This is a genomic window from Burkholderia pulmonis, from assembly GCF_984667975.1.
The window spans coordinates 407067-424594 of record NZ_OZ480186.1; the positions used below are offsets into that span (position 1 = coordinate 407067).

22 protein-coding genes are annotated in these 17528 nt (G+C 65.4%); 21 read left to right on the forward strand and 1 reads right to left on the reverse strand.

Annotated elements, in window-relative coordinates; genetic code table 11:
- Window positions 1–36 precede the first annotated feature (36 nt).
- From murA to tatC, 16 genes are all read left to right on the forward strand, one after another.
- Window positions 37–1299, forward strand: a complete 1263-nt coding sequence (gene murA, locus AC5LXK_RS01920) for a UDP-N-acetylglucosamine 1-carboxyvinyltransferase (RefSeq protein WP_493391173.1) — start codon at window positions 37–39, stop codon at window positions 1297–1299.
- Complete coding sequence (hisG, locus tag AC5LXK_RS01925) at window positions 1296–1949, forward strand: ATP phosphoribosyltransferase (RefSeq protein ID WP_006477129.1); 654 nt, start codon at window positions 1296–1298, stop codon at window positions 1947–1949. Before murA ends, hisG begins: the two co-directional genes overlap by 4 nt.
- A gap of 24 nt (window positions 1950–1973) precedes the next feature.
- Window positions 1974–3290, forward strand: coding sequence for a histidinol dehydrogenase (gene hisD, locus AC5LXK_RS01930; RefSeq protein WP_493390086.1), 1317 nt, complete (start codon window positions 1974–1976; stop codon window positions 3288–3290).
- 145 nt (window positions 3291–3435) lie between these two features.
- Window positions 3436–4509: a histidinol-phosphate transaminase gene (gene hisC, locus AC5LXK_RS01935; protein WP_493390087.1), complete on the forward strand. Its 1074-nt coding sequence runs from the start codon at window positions 3436–3438 to the stop codon at window positions 4507–4509.
- Window positions 4510–4574: 65 nt separating this feature from the next.
- A complete protein-coding gene (gene hisB, locus AC5LXK_RS01940; RefSeq protein ID WP_098549967.1) occupies window positions 4575–5162 on the forward strand; it encodes an imidazoleglycerol-phosphate dehydratase HisB in 588 nt (195 codons plus the stop codon).
- A gap of 62 nt (window positions 5163–5224) precedes the next feature.
- Window positions 5225–5845 carry a YchE family NAAT transporter gene (locus AC5LXK_RS01945; RefSeq protein WP_493390088.1) on the forward strand — a complete coding sequence of 207 codons (621 nt, stop codon included), beginning with the start codon at window positions 5225–5227 and terminating at the stop codon, window positions 5843–5845.
- The gene (gene hisH / locus AC5LXK_RS01950) at window positions 5842–6483 is read left to right on the forward strand and encodes an imidazole glycerol phosphate synthase subunit HisH (RefSeq protein WP_034189815.1); all 642 of its coding nucleotides are present in this window, start codon (window positions 5842–5844) and stop codon (window positions 6481–6483) included. Before AC5LXK_RS01945 ends, hisH begins: the two co-directional genes overlap by 4 nt.
- A gap of 163 nt (window positions 6484–6646) precedes the next feature.
- Complete coding sequence (gene hisA / locus AC5LXK_RS01955; protein ID WP_175847163.1) at window positions 6647–7402, forward strand: 1-(5-phosphoribosyl)-5-[(5-phosphoribosylamino)methylideneamino]imidazole-4-carboxamide isomerase; 756 nt, start codon at window positions 6647–6649, stop codon at window positions 7400–7402.
- Window positions 7403–7507: 105 nt separating this feature from the next.
- On the forward strand, window positions 7508–8281 hold the full coding sequence (gene hisF / locus AC5LXK_RS01960) for an imidazole glycerol phosphate synthase subunit HisF (protein WP_011350732.1): 774 nt from the start codon (window positions 7508–7510) through the stop codon (window positions 8279–8281).
- Window positions 8281–8697, forward strand: a complete 417-nt coding sequence (hisI, locus tag AC5LXK_RS01965) for a phosphoribosyl-AMP cyclohydrolase (protein WP_175847162.1) — start codon at window positions 8281–8283, stop codon at window positions 8695–8697. Before hisF ends, hisI begins: the two co-directional genes overlap by 1 nt.
- The gene (locus AC5LXK_RS01970; RefSeq protein ID WP_059232565.1) at window positions 8694–9059 is read left to right on the forward strand and encodes a phosphoribosyl-ATP diphosphatase; all 366 of its coding nucleotides are present in this window, start codon (window positions 8694–8696) and stop codon (window positions 9057–9059) included. The genes hisI and AC5LXK_RS01970 overlap by 4 nt, the downstream gene beginning before the upstream one ends.
- Window positions 9060–9130: 71 nt before the next feature.
- Window positions 9131–9523: a DUF4870 family protein gene (locus tag AC5LXK_RS01975; protein WP_493390089.1), complete on the forward strand. Its 393-nt coding sequence runs from the start codon at window positions 9131–9133 to the stop codon at window positions 9521–9523.
- Between the two features lie 31 nt (window positions 9524–9554).
- Window positions 9555–9920, forward strand: coding sequence for a histidine triad nucleotide-binding protein (locus tag AC5LXK_RS01980; protein ID WP_175847160.1), 366 nt, complete (start codon window positions 9555–9557; stop codon window positions 9918–9920).
- Between the two features lie 94 nt (window positions 9921–10014).
- Window positions 10015–10245 carry a Sec-independent protein translocase subunit TatA gene (gene tatA, locus AC5LXK_RS01985; RefSeq protein ID WP_034183658.1) on the forward strand — a complete coding sequence of 77 codons (231 nt, stop codon included), beginning with the start codon at window positions 10015–10017 and terminating at the stop codon, window positions 10243–10245.
- Window positions 10246–10271: 26 nt separating this feature from the next.
- A complete protein-coding gene (gene tatB / locus AC5LXK_RS01990; RefSeq protein ID WP_493390090.1) occupies window positions 10272–10802 on the forward strand; it encodes a Sec-independent protein translocase protein TatB in 531 nt (176 codons plus the stop codon).
- Window positions 10803–10843: 41 nt separating this feature from the next.
- Window positions 10844–11632 (forward strand): twin-arginine translocase subunit TatC, encoded by a 789-nt coding sequence (gene tatC / locus AC5LXK_RS01995; RefSeq protein ID WP_493390091.1) that lies wholly within the window; start codon window positions 10844–10846, stop codon window positions 11630–11632.
- Between the two features lie 208 nt (window positions 11633–11840).
- On the opposite strand, the gene AC5LXK_RS02000 is transcribed toward tatC, so the two are convergent.
- Window positions 11841–13046, reverse strand: a complete 1206-nt coding sequence (locus tag AC5LXK_RS02000) for a Do family serine endopeptidase (protein WP_493390092.1) — start codon at window positions 13044–13046, stop codon at window positions 11841–11843.
- 21 nt (window positions 13047–13067) lie between these two features.
- On the opposite strand from AC5LXK_RS02000, the gene AC5LXK_RS02005 reads away from it, so the two are divergent.
- The 5 genes from AC5LXK_RS02005 (at window position 13068) to AC5LXK_RS02025 (ending at window position 17521) form a co-directional block, all read left to right on the forward strand.
- Window positions 13068–13814: a Nif3-like dinuclear metal center hexameric protein gene (locus AC5LXK_RS02005; RefSeq protein ID WP_493390093.1), complete on the forward strand. Its 747-nt coding sequence runs from the start codon at window positions 13068–13070 to the stop codon at window positions 13812–13814.
- 218 nt (window positions 13815–14032) lie between these two features.
- Window positions 14033–14653: a ubiquinol-cytochrome c reductase iron-sulfur subunit gene (gene petA / locus AC5LXK_RS02010; protein ID WP_493391174.1), complete on the forward strand. Its 621-nt coding sequence runs from the start codon at window positions 14033–14035 to the stop codon at window positions 14651–14653.
- Window positions 14653–16035: a cytochrome b gene (locus tag AC5LXK_RS02015; protein ID WP_493390094.1), complete on the forward strand. Its 1383-nt coding sequence runs from the start codon at window positions 14653–14655 to the stop codon at window positions 16033–16035. The genes petA and AC5LXK_RS02015 overlap by 1 nt, the downstream gene beginning before the upstream one ends.
- A gap of 21 nt (window positions 16036–16056) precedes the next feature.
- On the forward strand, window positions 16057–16815 hold the full coding sequence (locus AC5LXK_RS02020) for a cytochrome c1 (RefSeq protein ID WP_493390095.1): 759 nt from the start codon (window positions 16057–16059) through the stop codon (window positions 16813–16815).
- 94 nt (window positions 16816–16909) lie between these two features.
- Window positions 16910–17521 (forward strand): glutathione S-transferase N-terminal domain-containing protein, encoded by a 612-nt coding sequence (locus AC5LXK_RS02025; RefSeq protein ID WP_006400565.1) that lies wholly within the window; start codon window positions 16910–16912, stop codon window positions 17519–17521.
- The last annotated feature ends 7 nt before the right edge of the window (window positions 17522–17528 follow it).

Here is a 17528-nt window from a genome sequence, read left to right on the forward strand (position 1 = left end):
CACCCGGCCGCCAACGGGGAATCGCAGGGACAGGGGATGGACAAGCTCGTGATCGAAGGCGGTAACCGCCTGTCCGGCGAGATCGTCGTGTCGGGCGCGAAGAACGCCGCACTGCCGATCCTGTGCGCGGGGCTGCTCACTGGCGACCCGGTCGACCTCGACAACGTGCCGAACCTGAAGGACGTGCGGACCACGCTGAAGGTGCTGAACCAGATGGGCGTGAAGAGCGAGACCGACGGCTGCCGCGTGCAGCTCGACGCGTCGCGCGTCGACAACCTCGTCGCGCCGTACGAGCTCGTGAAGACGATGCGTGCGTCGATCCTCGTGCTCGGGCCGCTGCTGGCACGCTTCGGCGAAGCGAAGGTGTCGCTGCCGGGCGGCTGCGCGATCGGCGCGCGTCCGGTCGACCAGCACATCAAGGGCCTGCAGGCGATGGGCGCCGAGATCAGCATCGAGCACGGCTTCATCGAAGCACGCGCGAAGCGCCTGAAGGGCGCGCGCATCGTGACCGACATGATCACGGTGACGGGCACGGAAAACCTGCTGATGGCCGCGACGCTGGCAGACGGCGAGACGGTGATCGAGAACGCCGCGCGCGAGCCGGAAGTGAGCGATCTCGCACACTTGCTGGTCGCGATGGGCGCGAAAATCGACGGTATCGGCACCGATCGCCTCGTGATCCAGGGCGTCGAGCGGCTGCACGGCGCGCGCCATTCGGTGATCCCCGACCGCATCGAGGCCGGCACGTTCCTGTGCGCGGTCGCGGCGGCCGGCGGCGACGTGAGGCTGACGGGCGTGCGCCCGTACATCCTCGATGCCGTGATCGACAAGCTGCGCGAAGCCGGCGTGTCGATCGAGGAAGGCGACAGCTGGCTGCGCGTGAAGATGGACCGCCGGCCGTCGGCCGTGACGATCCGCACGTCGGAATACCCGGCGTTCCCGACCGACATGCAGGCGCAGTTCATGGCCCTCAATACGGTCGCGACGGGCACCGCGCAGGTCGTCGAAACCATTTTCGAGAACCGCTTCATGCACGTGCAGGAGCTGAACCGGCTCGGCGCGAACATCACGATCGACGGCAACACGGCGCTCGTGACGGGGGTCGAGAAGCTGTCGGGCGCGAACGTGATGGCGACCGACCTGCGTGCATCGGCGAGCCTCGTGATCGCCGGGCTGCGTGCCGACGGCGAAACGCTCGTCGACCGCATCTACCACCTGGACCGCGGCTACGACCGCATGGAAGCCAAACTGACCGCCGTCGGCGCGAACGTGCGCCGCCTTTCCGGGAGCCAAGCATGACCGCGCCGCTGACCCTCGCCCTGTCGAAGGGCCGGATTTTCGAGGAAACCCTGCCGCTGCTGGCCGCGGCCGGCGTGCAGGTGGCCGAGGATCCGGAAACGTCGCGCAAGCTGATCCTGCCGACGACCGATCCGAACCTGCGCGTGATCATCGTGCGCGCGAGCGACGTGCCGACCTACGTGGAATACGGTGCGGCCGACTTCGGTGTGGCCGGCAAGGACGTGCTGGTCGAGCACGGCGGCTCGGGCCTGTACCAGCCGATCGATCTGAACATTGCGCGCTGCCGGATGTCGGTGGCGGTGCCCGCCGGCTTCGACTACGCGAACGCGGTGCGCCAGGGTGCGCGCCTGCGGGTCGCGACGAAGTACGTCGAAACGGCGCGCGAACACTTTGCCGCGAAGGGCGTGCACGTCGACCTGATCAAGCTGTACGGCTCGATGGAGCTCGCGCCGCTGGTCGGGCTGGCCGACGCGATCGTCGACCTCGTCAGCTCGGGCGGCACGCTGAAGGCGAACAATCTGGTCGAGGTCGAGGAGATCATGGCGATCTCGTCGCGCCTCGTCGTGAACCAGGCTGCGCTGAAGTTGAAGCGCGCGGCGCTCAAGCCGATCCTCGACGCGTTCGAACGCGCGTCGCAGAATGGCGGTTGAGCGCATCACCGTAACGGAACTCCCATGTCCATCACCATCCGCAGGCTCGATTCGACGAACGAAGGCTTCGGCGCCGCACTGCGCGCACTGCTCGCGTTCGAGGCGAGCGAAGACGAGGCGATCGAGCAATCGGTCGCGAAGATCCTTGCCGACGTGAAGTCGCGCGGCGACGCAGCGGTGCTCGAGTACACGAACCGTTTCGACCGGCTGAGCGCGAACAGCGTCGCCGCGCTCGAACTGCCGCAGGACGAGCTGCAGACGGCGCTCGACGGCCTCGCGCCGAAGGCGCGCGCGGCGCTGGAAGCGGCCGCGGCGCGGGTGCGCGCGTACCACGAGAAGCAGAAGATCGAGTGCGGCACGCATAGCTGGCAGTACACGGAAAGCGACGGCACGGTGCTCGGCCAGAAGGTCACGCCGCTCGACCGCGTCGGCCTGTACGTACCGGGCGGCAAGGCCGCGTATCCATCGTCGGTGCTGATGAATGCGATTCCCGCGCGTGTCGCGGGGGTCGGCGAGATCGTGATGGTCGTGCCGACGCCGGACGGCGTGAAGAACGACCTCGTGCTGGCGGCGGCGCTGCTCGGCGGCGTCGATCGCGTGTTCACGATCGGCGGCGCGCAGGCGGTCGGCGCGCTTGCGTACGGCACCGAGACGGTGCCGGCCGTCGACAAGATCTGCGGCCCGGGCAATGCGTACGTCGCGTCGGCGAAGCGCCGCGTGTTCGGCACGGTCGGCATCGACATGATCGCCGGGCCGTCGGAAATCCTCGTGCTGTGCGACGGCACGACCGATCCGAACTGGGTCGCGATGGACCTGTTCTCGCAGGCCGAGCACGACGAACTGGCGCAGTCGATCCTGCTGTGCCCGGACGGTGCGTTCCTCGACCGCGTCGCAAAGGCGATCGACGAGCTGCTGCCGTCGATGCCGCGCCAGGACGTGATCCGCGCGTCGCTCGAAGGCCGCGGCGCGCTGATCAAGGTGCGCGACATGGCCGAAGCGTGCCGGATCGCGAACGACATCGCGCCGGAACACCTCGAAATCTCGGCGCTGGAACCGCAGCAATGGGGCCAGCAGATCCGCCACGCCGGCGCGATCTTCCTCGGCCGCTACACGAGCGAGAGCCTCGGCGACTACTGCGCGGGCCCGAACCACGTGCTGCCGACGTCGCGCACCGCGCGCTTCTCGTCGCCGCTCGGCGTGTACGACTTCATCAAGCGCTCGAGCCTGATCGAGGTCAGCGCGGAAGGCGCGCAGACGCTCGGCGAGATCGCGTCCGAGCTCGCGTACGGCGAAGGGCTGCAGGCGCACGCGAAGAGCGCCGAGTTCCGGATGAAGGGCTGAGCGCGCATGCAGCGCGAAGCCGGGGCGGGCGCCGATGCGCCGGCCCCGGCCGATTCCCCGGACCGGGGCTGGAGACGAGTGCAGGGCGGCAGCCGCCGCCTTGCCGACCATTTGACGCCGGCGCGACGCACGCCGGCTTGAGACCATGACGACGCCACAAGACATCATCCGCCGCGACGTGCTCGCGATGACGAGCTACCCGGTGCCCGACGCGAGCGGGTTCGTGAAGCTCGACGCGATGGAGAATCCGTATCCGCTGCCCGAACCGCTGGCGGCGGCGCTCGGCGAGCGTCTCGCGCAGGTCGCGCTGAACCGCTACCCGGCGCCGCGCCCGGCCGCGCTGCTCGACAAGCTGCGTCACGCGATGCGCGTACCGGCCGGATGCGACGTGCTGCTCGGCAACGGCTCCGACGAAATCATCAGCATGATCTCGGTCGCGTGCGCGCAGCCGGGCGCGAAGGTGCTCGCACCGGTGCCGGGCTTCGTGATGTACGAGCTGTCGGCGAAGCTCGCGCAGCTCGAATTCGTCGGCGTGCCGCTGAAGGCCGACCTGACGCTCGACGTCGACGCGATGCTCGCGGCGATCGCCGAGCACCGGCCGGCGATCGTCTATCTCGCGTACCCGAACAACCCGACCGGCACGCTGTACGACGATGCGGACGTCGAACGGATCGTCGCGGCCGCGCGGCACAGCCTGATCGTGATCGACGAGGCGTACCAGCCGTTCGCAGAACGTTCGTGGCTGCCGCGCGCCGCCGAGTTCGACAACGTCGTCGTGATGCGCACGGTGTCGAAGCTCGGCCTCGCCGGCATCCGCCTCGGCTATCTCGTCGGTTCGCCCGCGTGGCTGAACGAATTCGACAAGGTGCGCCCGCCGTACAACATCAACGTGCTGACCCAGGCGACCGCCGATTTCCTGCTCGACCACCTCGGCGTGCTCGACGCGCAGGCGGCCGAATTGCGTGCGGAACGCGCGCGCCTCGCGCAGGCCGTGGCCGCGCTGCCGGGCGCGACGGTGTTCCCGAGCGCCGGTAATTTCCTGCTGGTGCGCGTGCCGGACGCGGCTGCCGTGTTCGATGGGCTGCTCACCGAGCGGGTGCTGGTCAAAAACGTGAGTAAAATGCATCCATTACTGGCCGAATGCGTGCGGCTGACCGTCGGTTCTCCCGACGAAAACGCCCGCCTGCTGGCCGCCTTGAAACTCGCGCTGCCCGGTTGAGCCCAGGGCGCGGCGGCGCGCGACGATCAATCCCCATTTACTTCAGACTCAATCAAGGAATTGCCATGCGTGTGGCGGAAGTCGTTCGCAATACCAGCGAAACGCAGATCCGTGTGAAGCTCGATCTCGACGGCACCGGCCAGCAGAAGCTGGCCACCGGTGTGCCGTTTCTCGACCATATGCTCGATCAGATCGCGCGACACGGTCTGATCGATCTCGAGGTCGAAGCGCATGGCGACACGCATATCGACGACCACCACACGGTCGAGGATGTCGGTATCACGCTCGGTCAGGCCGTCGCGAAGGCGATCGGCGACCGCAAGGGCATCCGCCGCTACGGCCATTCGTACGTGCCGCTCGACGAGGCGCTGTCGCGCGTCGTGATCGACTTCTCGGGCCGGCCGGGCCTCGAATTCCACGTGCCGTTCACGCGCGCGCGGATCGGCACGTTCGACGTCGACCTGTCGATCGAATTCTTCCGCGGTTTCGTGAACCACGCGGGCGTCACGCTGCACATCGACAATCTGCGCGGAATCAACGCGCACCATCAGCTCGAGACGGTGTTCAAGGCCTTCGGCCGTGCGCTGCGCGCGGCGGTGGAGCTCGATGAGCGGGCGGCGGGGCAGATTCCGTCGACCAAGGGCAGCCTCTGAACTTCCGAACAGACGGACGCTAAGGACAACCTCACGGCTTCGGCGCGCGGCGCCGGCTTGCGATGGATCTGCTCAAATCGTTCATTTCGCTGCTGGCGCTGATCAACCCGATCGGCGCGGTGCCGTTCTTCCTGAGCCTGACGGCGCAGCAGACGGACGACGAGCGGCGTCGCACGATCCGGGTCGCATCGGTGTCGGTGTTCTGCGTGATGACGGTGACCGCGCTGCTCGGGCAGCAGATCATCAACTTCTTCGGCATTTCGGTCGGGTCGCTCGAAGTGGGCGGCGGGATCATCATGCTGCTGATGGCGATCAACATGCTGAACGCGCAGATCGGCAACACGCGATCGACGCCGGAGGAGCGCCACGAGGCCGAGCTGAAGGACAACATCGCGGTCGTGCCGCTGGCGATTCCGCTGCTCACGGGCCCCGGCTCGATCAGCACGGTGATCATCTATGCGGCGAACGCGCATCACTGGTATGAGCGGGCCGGGCTGGTCGCGATCGGCGCGGTCCTGGCTTTTCTGTGTTTCGTCGCGATGCGGCTCGCCGAGCCGATCGCGAACTGGATCGGCCGCACGGGCATCAACATCGCCACGCGGCTGATGGGTCTGATGCTGTCGGCGCTGGCGGTGGAATTCATCGTCAATGGACTGAGGGCGCTACTGCCTGCACTGAGATGAAAACTTCGATTGCGATTGTGGATTATGGGATGGGCAACCTGCGCTCGGTCGCGCAGGCGCTCAAGAAGGCCGAACCGGCCGCCGACGTGGCGATCGTCGACACGCCGGCCGCGATTCGCGCGGCCGACCGCGTCGTGCTGCCCGGCCAGGGCGCGATGCCCGACTGCATGCGCTGCCTCGGCGAGTCGGGCCTGCAGGAGGCCGTGATCGAGGCGTCGCGCACGAAGCCGCTGCTCGGCGTGTGCGTTGGCGAGCAGATGCTGTTCGACTGGAGCGCGGAAGGCGACACGAAGGGCCTCGGCCTGTTGCCCGGCAAGGTCGTGCGCTTCGAGCTCGACGGCCGCGTGCAGGACGACGGTTCGCGCTTCAAGGTGCCGCAGATGGGCTGGAACCGCGTGCGCCAGTCGCAGCCGCACCCGCTGTGGGACGGCGTGCCCGACGACGCGTATTTCTACTTCGTACACAGCTATTACGTGACGCCGGACAACCCGGCACACACGGTCGGCGAAACGGCATACGGCGCGCCGTTTACGTCTGCGGTCGCGCGGGATAATCTCTTCGCGACCCAATTCCACCCCGAGAAAAGCGCGGAGGTCGGGTTGCGTCTGTATCGCAACTTCGTACACTGGAAACCGTGAACGTCGCGTGCGTGCCACAGTTGGCAGGCTGGAAACGCCTGTCGCACGGGGCTCGCACGCGAAAGCGCCGAAAGAGTTGTACTAAACTAGCGAGGCGGCGCGGTACCGGATTGGCCGGTACGCGCCGGATTCTTTTCTTCTTCCACGACGACACCCGATTGCTATGTTGCTGATTCCGGCCATCGATCTCAAAGACGGTCAGTGTGTGCGCCTTAAACAGGGCGATATGGACCAGGCCACGATTTTTTCCGAGGACCCGGCGGCGATGGCCCGCAAGTGGGTCGATCTCGGCGCCCGGCGGCTCCATCTGGTCGACCTGAACGGCGCATTCGCCGGCAAGCCGAAGAATCTCGAGGCGATCGAAGCGATCCTCGAAGAAGTCGGCGATGAAATCCCCGTACAGCTCGGCGGCGGCATCCGCAGCCTCGAGACGATCGAGAAGTATCTCGATGCGGGCCTGTCCTACGTGATCATCGGCACGGCGGCCGTGAAGGATCCGGGCTTCCTGCAGGACGCGTGCACCGCGTTCGCCGGCAGCATCATCGTCGGCCTCGACGCGAAGGACGGCAAGGTCGCGACCGACGGCTGGAGCAAGCTGACCGGCCACGAAGTGATCGATCTCGCGAAGAAGTTCGAGGACTACGGCGTCGAGTCGATCGTCTACACGGACATCGGCCGCGACGGGATGCTGCAGGGCATCAACATCGACGCGACCGTGAAGCTCGCGCAGGCGGTCGGAATCCCGGTGATCGCCAGCGGCGGCCTGTCGAACCTCACGGACATCGAGAACCTGTGCGAAGTGGAAGAGCACGGCGTCGAAGGCGTGATCTGCGGCCGTGCGATCTACTCCGGCGATCTCGATTTCGCGGCCGCGCAAAAGCGCGCGGACGAACTGAACGGCGAACTCGACAACGCGTAACGCGGTTGTCCCGTTCGCCGGGGCTGCCCGCGGGCGGCCCCGACCGGAAGCCTCGCGCGAGGCTTCCGCAACCGGCCGTCCCAGCGCGGCATTTGGCGCAACATCATGGCTCTAGCTAAACGCATCATCCCCTGCCTGGACGTGACTGCCGGGCGTGTCGTCAAGGGCGTCAACTTCGTCGAGCTGCGCGATGCCGGCGATCCCGTCGAAATCGCCCGCCGCTACGACGACCAGGGTGCCGACGAACTGACGTTCCTCGACATCACCGCGACGTCCGACCAGCGCGACCTGATCCTGCCGATCATCGAAGCCGTTGCGTCGCAGGTGTTCATCCCGCTGACCGTCGGCGGCGGCGTACGCGCCGTCGAGGACGTGCGGCGCCTGCTGAACGCGGGCGCGGACAAGGTCAGCATGAATTCGTCGGCGGTCGCGAACCCGCAGCTCGTGCGCGACGCGGCCGACAAGTACGGCTCGCAGTGCATCGTCGTCGCGATCGACGCGAAGCGCGTGTCGGCCGACGGCGAGACGCCGCGCTGGGAAGTGTTCACGCACGGCGGCCGCAAGAACACGGGCCTCGACGCGATCGAATGGGCGCGCAAGATGGCCGAGCTCGGCGCGGGCGAGATCCTGCTCACGAGCATGGATCGCGACGGCACGAAGTCGGGTTTCGACCTCGCGCTCACGCGCGGCGTATCGGACGCGGTGCCGGTGCCGGTGATCGCATCGGGCGGCGTCGGCTCGCTGCAGCATCTGGCCGACGGCATCAAGGACGGTCGCGCCGATGCGGTGCTGGCCGCGAGTATCTTCCACTACGGCGAGCATACGGTCGGCGAGGCGAAGCGCTTCATGGCCGATCAGGGCATCCCGGTGAGGCTGTGATGAATACGGAAACGAAATCCCTGCCCGCGTGGCTCGACAAGGTCCGCTGGGACGACAACGGCCTCGTGCCGGTGATCGCGCAGGAAGCGTCGACGAACGACGTGCTGATGTTCGCGTGGATGAATCGCGAGGCACTGGCGAAGACGATCGAGACGCAGCGCGCGGTCTACTATTCGCGCTCGCGCAAGCGCCTGTGGTTCAAGGGCGAGGAGTCGGGCCACGTGCAGCACGTGCACGAGGTGCGGCTCGACTGCGACGAGGACGTCGTGCTGCTGAAGGTCGAGCAGGTGTCGGGCATCGCATGCCACACCGGCCGGCATTCGTGCTTCTTCCAGAAATTCGAAGGCACCGTCGACAACGGCGACTGGGTCACCGTCGAGCCGGTGCTGAAAGATCCCGAACACATCTACAAATGACGCAATCGACTCAAGACACGCTGCTGCGCCTCGCGGCCGTGATCGATGGCCGCAAGGGCGGCGACCCCGATCAATCGTACGTATCGCGCCTGTTCCACAAGGGCGACGATGCCGTGCTGAAGAAGATCGGCGAAGAGGCGACGGAAGTCGTGCTGGCCGCGAAGGATGTGCGCCAGGGCGGCGCGCCGACCGCGCTCGTGAGCGAGGTGGCCGACCTGTGGTTCCACTGCCTCGTGATGCTGTCGCATTTCGACCTGAGCCCGGCCGACGTGATCGCCGAACTCGAGCGCCGCGAAGGCTTGTCGGGCATCGAGGAAAAAGCGCTGCGCAAGCGCCGCGAACGCGAGGAAAACGGCGGGTGACGGGCATTGCCCCGCCGGGGTGGCAACAGTGCGGTAAGCTGTAAGAATTGTCATCTAACGGGGGTAGCATCATGAACGATACGTCGAACCAGTTTCCGACGCCTGCGGTGCCGGGGGCGGCGGATGCCGAACGCCTGAACGGGCTGCGCACGCTGACTCACGTGCTCTACGGCCTCTATGCGTTTCACTGGCTGACGGGCGGTGTCACGGGCATCATCGCGATCATCATCAACTACGTGAAGCGCGACGATGTGGCCGGCACGCCGTACGCCGCTCACTTCGAGTGGCAGATCCGCACGTTCTGGCGCGCGCTGATCGCGTACGTCATCGGGTTCGCGCTGATGTTCATCGTGATCGGATTTGCAGTGATGTTTGTCACATGGATCTGGACGCTGTACCGTATCATCAAGGGTTGGCTGTACCTGAACGACAACAAGACGCTCGATCCGCAGGCGTGGTTCTGACCGGCCGCGCGCGGGCGTTTGCAGGAGCAACATGAGTCACGATCCGAATTGCCTGTTCTGCAAGATCGCGGCAGGCGAGATCCCGAGCACGAAGGTGCACGAGGACGACGAATTCGTCGCGTTCCGCGACATCCGCCCGGCGGCCGAGACGCACGTGCTCGTGATTCCGCGCCAGCACCTGCCGACGCTGTCGGCGGCAAGCGAGGCCGATGCGCCGATGCTCGGCCGGCTGATGCTGCTCGTCTCGCGCCTCGCCGACCAGCTCGGCGTCGCGTATACGGGCGGCGAAACCGGCTTTCGCACGGTGATCAATACGGGTCCGGGTGGCGGGCAGGAGGTCTACCACCTGCACGCGCACATCCTGGCCGGCCCGCGCCCCTGGCAGCGGATGGGTTGACGACGCGGGGCGTTTCCCCGCATCCGATAGTCGAAGCCGGCGCGTCGCCGGCGATTTGCGCCGCGCAGCGGCGTGGTTGAGGAGAGGTTTCATCATGGGTGGATTGAGCATTTGGCACTGGCTGATCGTCCTGCTGATCGTCGCGCTGGTTTTCGGTACGAAGAAGCTGCGCAACATCGGCAACGATCTCGGCAGCGCCGTGAAGGGTTTCAAGGACGGCATGAAGGAAGGCGAAACGCCGGCGGACGCGCAGCAACTGCCGCGCTCGGGCTCGGTCGACGTCAACGCGAAGGAAACGACGCGTTCCGATTCGAACAAGGCGTAACGCCGGCCCGCTGACAGGCATTCGCGATGCTGGATCTTGGTCTTTCGAAGATGGCGCTGATCGGCGTCGTCGCGCTCGTGGTGCTCGGCCCCGAGCGCCTGCCGCGCGTCGCGCGCATGGCAGGCGCGCTGTTCGGCCGCGCGCAGCGGTACATCAACGACGTGAAGGCCGAGGTCTCGCGTGAAATCGAACTCGACGCGCTGCGGACGATGAAGACCGATTTCGAATCGGCTGCGCGCAATGTCGAGACGACGATTCACGACAACCTGCGCGAGCACGAGAAGGACCTGAACGACACGTGGCATTCCGCGGTCGGCGGTCTTGACGGGGCTTCCGGCGACGCCGGTTCCTACGGTTCCGGCGCCCCCGCGACGCCGTCGTGGCGCGGCAGTTCGGCCGCGCTTGCGCCGAAGCGCCGCAACTGGCGCATCAAGCAGGCGGCGACGCCTGTCTGGTACAAGCGCGCGACGACCCGCCGCACGCACGTGCAGTCGGGCGCCGCGCGTGTCGCGCGCCACCAGCCGGCCAGCCTGCGCCGGCCGACGCGCTTCTTCTGAGTCGAGCGCATGCTCGCTCGTCAATCCTACCGAGGGCCGGTGTGAGCGACCCCCAGCAGAACCCGGGCGACGCCCCGGAAGAAACCTTCATTTCCCATCTCGTCGAGCTTCGCGATCGCATCATTCGCGCGGGGCTGGCCGTGATCGTCGTGTTCCTCGGGCTCGTCTACTGGGCCCCGGACATCTTCAAGCTGCTCGCGCGGCCGCTGATGGAGAACCTGCCGAAAGACGGCAAGATGATCGTGACCGACGTTACCGGCTCGTTCTTCGTGCCGATGAAGGTCACGATGCTCGTCGCGCTCGTGATCGCGCTGCCGATCGTGCTGTACCAGATCTGGGCGTTCGTCGCGCCGGGCCTGTACCAGCACGAGAAGAAGCTCGTCGCGCCGCTCGTCGGCAGCAGCTACTTCCTGTTCCTGTGCGGGATGGCGTTCGCGTACTTCCTCGTGTTCCCGACGATCTTCCGCGTGATGGCGCACTACAACGCGCCGCTCGGGGCGGAGATGACGACCGACATCGACAACTACCTGAGCTTCGTGCTGGGGATGTTCATCGCGTTCGGGGTCACATTCGAGGTGCCGATCGTCGTCGTGCTGCTCGTGCGGATGGGCGTGCTGTCCCTGAAGAAGCTGAAGGAGATGAGGCCCTACGTGATCGTCGGCGCCTTCGTGGTCGCGGCGGTCGTCACGCCGCCGGACGTGTTCTCGCAACTGATGCTCGCGCTGCCGCTGATCGTGCTGTTCGAGATCGGGCTGCTGGCCGCGCGGTTCTTCGTGCCGAAGAAGCCGGCCGAAGAGGGCGAGGCGGGGAACGGCGAAGCCGCGAGTTGACGGCGCAGCGCCGGGTGGTGCGCGGCGGCCGGTCTTGCGACCAGCGTTCCGAAGCGGCCTCCCGGTAGCCGCGTCGGTCGAAAGGCGGGCGGCCAGCGCCTCTTCCCGGTAACGAGAGTCGTTCGATACAAAGAAAAAAGGGCAGCCAACCGGCTGCCCTTTTCGTTTTCGCGTTGCGGCCGGCGGGCGGTGCACCGCCCGCCGAATCTCATTCGGTATCGCTGTCCTGGTCGTCGAGCGTCTGCTTCGGCGGCGGCGGGCGCTTGCCGATCACGACGTTCACGTCGAACTCCTTGCCCTTGCGCACGACGTGCACCTTGGTCGGCGTGCCGGGCTTGATCTGCGCGACGGTGTTCAGCAGCTTCGTCGTGTCGGTGATTTCATCGCCGTTCACGCTGACGAGGATGTCGCCCGGCTTGATGCCGGCCTTGTCGGCGGGGCCGCCCTGCAGCACGCCCGCGACGATCGCGCCCGATTTCTGCTGAAGCCCGAACGACTCGGCGATCTCCGGCGTGACGTCCTGCGGCTCGACGCCGATCCAGCCGCGCGTGACCGAGCCCGTCGTGATGATGCTTTCGAGCACCGTGCGCGCGGTCGATACCGGAATCGCGAAGCCGATGCCGAGCGAGCCGCCCGAGCGCGAGTAGATCGCCGTGTTGATGCCGAGCAGGTTGCCGTTCACGTCGACCAGCGCGCCGCCCGAGTTGCCGGGGTTGATCGGCGCGTCGGTCTGGATGAAGTTCTCGAACGTGTTGATGCCGAGGTGGTTGCGGCCGAGTGCGCTGATGATCCCCATCGTGACCGTCTGGCCGACGCCGAACGGGTTGCCGATCGCGAGCACGACGTCGCCGACCCGCGACTGGTCGGAGCGGCCGAGCGTGATCGTCGGCAGGTTCGTCATGTTGATCTTCAGCACGGCGAGATCGGTCTCGGGATCGCTGCCGATCACCTTCGCGGTGGACGTGCGGCCGTCGGCGAGCGCGACTTCGATCTGGTCGGCGCCGTCCACGACGTGCTGGTTCGTTAGAATGTAACCTTCAGGGCTCACGATAACGCCCGAGCCAAGGTTGGCGGCCGGTTCGTCCTGCTGTTTGCGGGCGTTGCGGTCGCCGAAGAAGTAGCGGAACAGCGGATCTTTCGCGCGCGGGTCGGGCGGCAGCGAGCCGTCCTTGCTGGAGAACACGTTGACGACGGCCGGCATCGCCTTCTGCGCGGCTTCGGCGTACGACGTGGTCGCCGGTGCGCCGCCGATGCCGGGCGCGACTTCCCGCAGCGCAACGATCGGCGTGGCGAGCTGCTTGCCGAGCTGTCCTTGCCGTTGCAGCCATTGCGGCTTGAGCGTCACGACGATGAACATCAGCGCGAGCAGCACGGTAACCGCCTGCGCGAAGAACAGCCAGAAGCGTCTAAGCATCTGAATGGATTAGAGGTTTATATGGATCGGATCGAACTTGAATTGTACTTGAACAATACCCTTGAAACCGCGCGCTTCAAGGACTATTGCCCGAACGGCCTCCAGGTCGAGGGGCGCCGCAAGATCGAGAAGATCGCCACCGGCGTGACGGCGTCGGTCGCGTTCCTCGAGGCCGCGCTCGAATGGGGGGCAGATGCCGTGCTCGTCCATCACGGCTATTTCTGGCGCAACGAGGCGCCGCAGATCACGGGCCGCAAGTACCAGCGGCTGAAGCTGCTGCTCGCGAACGACCTGAACCTGTTCGCGTTCCACCTGCCGCTCGACGCGCATCCCGAATTCGGCAACAACGCGCAGCTCGGCGACAAGCTCGGGCTGATCGGGGAACAGCGTTTTGGCGAAGGCGACCTCGGCTGGATGGCGACGCTGCCGATGCCCGTCTCGCTCGAGCACTTCGTCGCGAAGGTCGAGCGTACGCTCGGCCGCACGCCGCTCGTGCTGGGCGACGCCGACATGCAGCTGCGCCGCATCGCGTGGTGCACGGGCGCCGCACAGAGCTATTTCGACGCGGCGATCGACGCCGGCGCGGATGTGTTCCTGACCGGCGAGGTGTCCGAATCGACCACGCACGCGGCGGCCGAGAGCGGCGTCGCGTTCGTTGCGGCGGGGCACCATGCGACCGAACGCTACGGAATCCAGGCGCTTGGCGCCCACTTGTCCGAAGAATTCGATATCGAGCACCTTTTTATCGATATTCATAATCCGGTCTGAGCGACGGATTTGCGGCGGTGCATCGAAATTTCACAATGAAGCGTTTGCTTAAAAGAGAAATGATTTAATCGCTCCGATAGTGGGGGATAACCCTTAACTATCAAACACTTCGAAGGGATTTTCATATCCGGGCCTTGTAAATGGCGACTCCATTCGAGCAAACTAGCGGCGGAATGGAAAGTCGTGACGGAAAATCCAACTCAGAAGTGGGGCGTGTGATGCGAGACAAGGAAGAGAAACGCGTCGACAGCGGCCGCCGTACCTGGCTGATTGCGACATCCGTAGCAGGTGGCGTAGGAGGCGTAGCCACCGTCATACCTTTCGCGGCGTCGCTTGCGCCGTCCGCGAAAGCGAAAGCGGCCGGAGCCCCGGTCGAGGTCGATATCAGCGGCTTGAAGCCCGGCGAGATGGTCACCGTGCCGTGGCGCGGCAAGCCGGTGTGGATCCTGAACCGCACGGACGACATGCTGGCCGACGTGGTCAAGGCCGACAAGGAAGTGGCCGATCCGACCACGAAATCCCCGTATTCGATGCCGTTGCCCGCGTATTGCGCCAACGAATATCGGTCGCGGGCCGACCGCAAGAACATTCTCATCGTGATGGCCGTGTGTACGCACCTCGGCTGCACGCCTAGCCAACGCTTCACGCCGGGTCCGCAGCCGAACCTGCCGGACGACTGGCCGGGCGGTTTCCTGTGCCCGTGCCACGGTTCGACCTACGACCTCGCCGGCCGTGTGTTCAAGAACAAGCCGGCGCCTCAGAATCTCGACATCCCGCCCTACATGTTCACGTCGGCAACGACCGTCGTGATCGGCAAGGACGAGAAAGGAGAAGCGTGATGGCCGCCGACAACAAGGAAGTCTCCACGACAGGTCTCACCGGCTGGATCGACCAGCGCTTCCCGCTCACGTCCACCTGGAAGAAGCACGTTTCCGAGTACTACGCGCCGAAGAACTTCAACTTCTGGTACTTCTTCGGCTCCCTTGCGCTGCTGGTCCTGGTCAACCAGATCGTCACGGGCATCTTCCTGACGATGAACTACAAGCCCGACTCGACGCTCGCGTTCGCGTCGGTCGAGTACATCATGCGCGAGGTGCCGTGGGGCTGGCTGATCCGCTACATGCACTCGACCGGTGCATCGATGTTCTTCGTGGTCGTCTACCTGCACATGTTCCGCGGGCTGATGTACGGGTCGTACCGCAAGCCGCGGGAACTCGTGTGGATCTTCGGCTGCGCGATCTTCCTGTGCCTGATGGCCGAGGCGTTCTTCGGCTACCTGCTGCCGTGGGGCCAGATGTCGTTCTGGGGCGCGCAGGTGATCGTGAACCTGTTCTCCGCGATCCCGTTCGTCGGCCCCGACCTGTCGCTGTGGATTCGCGGCGACTACGTCGTGTCCGACGTCACGCTGAACCGCTTCTTCGCGTTCCACGTGATCGCGATTCCGCTCGTGCTGGTCGGCCTCGTGGTCGCGCACCTCGTTGCGCTGCACGAAGTGGGGTCAAATAACCCGGACGGTATCGAGATCAAGGCGAAGAAGGACGAGAACGGCGTTCCGCTCGACGGCATCCCGTTCCACCCGTACTACTCGGTGCACGATTTCTTCGGCGTGTGCGTGTTCCTGATGGTGTGCGCGCTGATCGTGTTCTTCTCGCCGGAGATGGGCGGCTACTTCCTCGAGGCGAACAACTTCGTCCCGGCGAACCCGCTGCAGACGCCGCCGGAGATTGCACCGGTCTGGTACTTCACCGCGTTCTACGCGATGCTGCGTGCGACCACCGACCCGTTCAAGATCGTGCTGATGGTCGTGATCGCGCTGCTCGGCGTGCTTGCGCTGATCCGTGCGCGCGGCAAGTGGAAGGCCGGCCTGCCGGTGCTGGCCGCGGCGATCGTCGTGTTCATGTACCTGACGGAGTCGAAGTTCTGGGGCGTCGTCGTGATGGGTTCGGCGGTGATCACGCTGTTCTTCCTGCCATGGCTCGACCGCAGCCCGGTGAAGTCGATCCGCTACCGGCCGCTGTTCCACAAGGTGTTCCTCGGGATCTTCGTCGCGGCGTTCCTGACCCTCGCGTTCCTCGGCACGCGACCGCCATCGCCGGCGTCGACGCTGATCGCGCAGGCCTGCGCGCTGATTTACTTCGCGTTCTTCCTCGGCATGCCCGTCTGGACGCCGCTTGGCACGTTCAAGCAGCCGCCGGAGCGGGTGCGCTTCAAGCCCCATTAACGTGAGCGAGGAGAGAACGACATGAAGAAACTGCTTTCGACACTCGCGCTGATCGGGGCGATCGCGTGTGCGCTGCTGGTGGCACCGGCCGTGCGGGCGGAAGGTAATTTTCCGCTCGACCGGGCGCCCGATAACACGGAAAATCTCGTTTCGCTTCAGCACGGCGCGCAATTGTTTGTAAACTATTGCCTGAACTGCCACAGCGCGAACCTGATGCGCTACAACCGTCTGACGGATCTGGGCATATCCCAGAAGGAGATCGAATCGAATCTCCTGTTCACGACCGACAAGGTCGGGAGCACGATGTCCGTCGCGATGCGGCCCGAAGACGCGAAGAACTGGCTCGGCACCTCGCCGCCCGACCTGTCGGTCGAGGAGCGCGCGCGCGGTCGCGACTGGCTGTATACGTATCTGCGGAGTTTCTACCGCGACGATACGCGTCCGACCGGCTGGAACAACGCGGTGTTCGAGAACGTCGGCATGCCCCATGTGTTGTGGCAACTGCAGGGGCAGCGCACTGCCAAATTCGAAGACAAGACGGACGAGGAGACGGGCGAGAAGGTCCACACGCTCGTCGGCTTCCAGCAGGTCACGCCGGGCACGTTGTCGTCGCCCGACTATGATGCTGCGGTCGCCGACCTGGTGGCCTATATGACATGGATGTCCGAGCCGGCCCAGCAGACCCGCAAACGCCTCGGCGTGTGGGTGCTGATCTTTCTCGGTGTCCTGACTTTCCTGGCCTGGCGGCTCAATGCCGCGTACTGGAAAGATATCAAGTAAACACGCCTGACCGGCGTGGGGCCGGCGCAAGGCGGAACCCGTGAAAGGGGTTCTGCCGCGTGCCGGCCCTCGGCTTTTTTGAGGAAACGCAAATATGATGGTTCTGTATTCCGGCACAACTTGCCCGTTCTCCCAGCGTTGCCGGCTGGTGCTGTTCGAGAAGGGCATGGACTTCGAAATCCGTGACGTCGACCTGTTCAACAAGCCGGAAGACATTTCGGTGATGAACCCGTACGGTCAGGTGCCGATCCTGGTCGAGCGCGACCTGATCCTGTACGAATCGAACATCATCAACGAGTACATCGACGAGCGCTTCCCGCATCCGCAATTGATGCCGGCCGACCCGGTGCAGCGCGCACGTGCGCGCCTGTTCCTGCTCAACTTCGAGAAGGAGCTGTTCGTTCACGTCAGCACGCTCGAGAACGAGAAGGGCAAGGCAGCGGAGAAGAATCACGAGAAGGCACGCCTCGCGATCCGCGATCGCCTGACGCAGCTCGCGCCGATCTTCGTGAAGAACAAGTACATGCTCGGCGAAGAGTTCTCGATGCTCGACGTCGCGATCGCACCGCTGCTGTGGCGTCTGGATCACTACGGCATCGAGCTGTCGAAGAACGCCGCGCCGCTGATGAAGTACGCCGAACGGATCTTCAGCCGTCCGGCCTACATCGAGGCACTGACGCCGTCCGAAAAGGTCATGCGTCGTTAATGTTGCA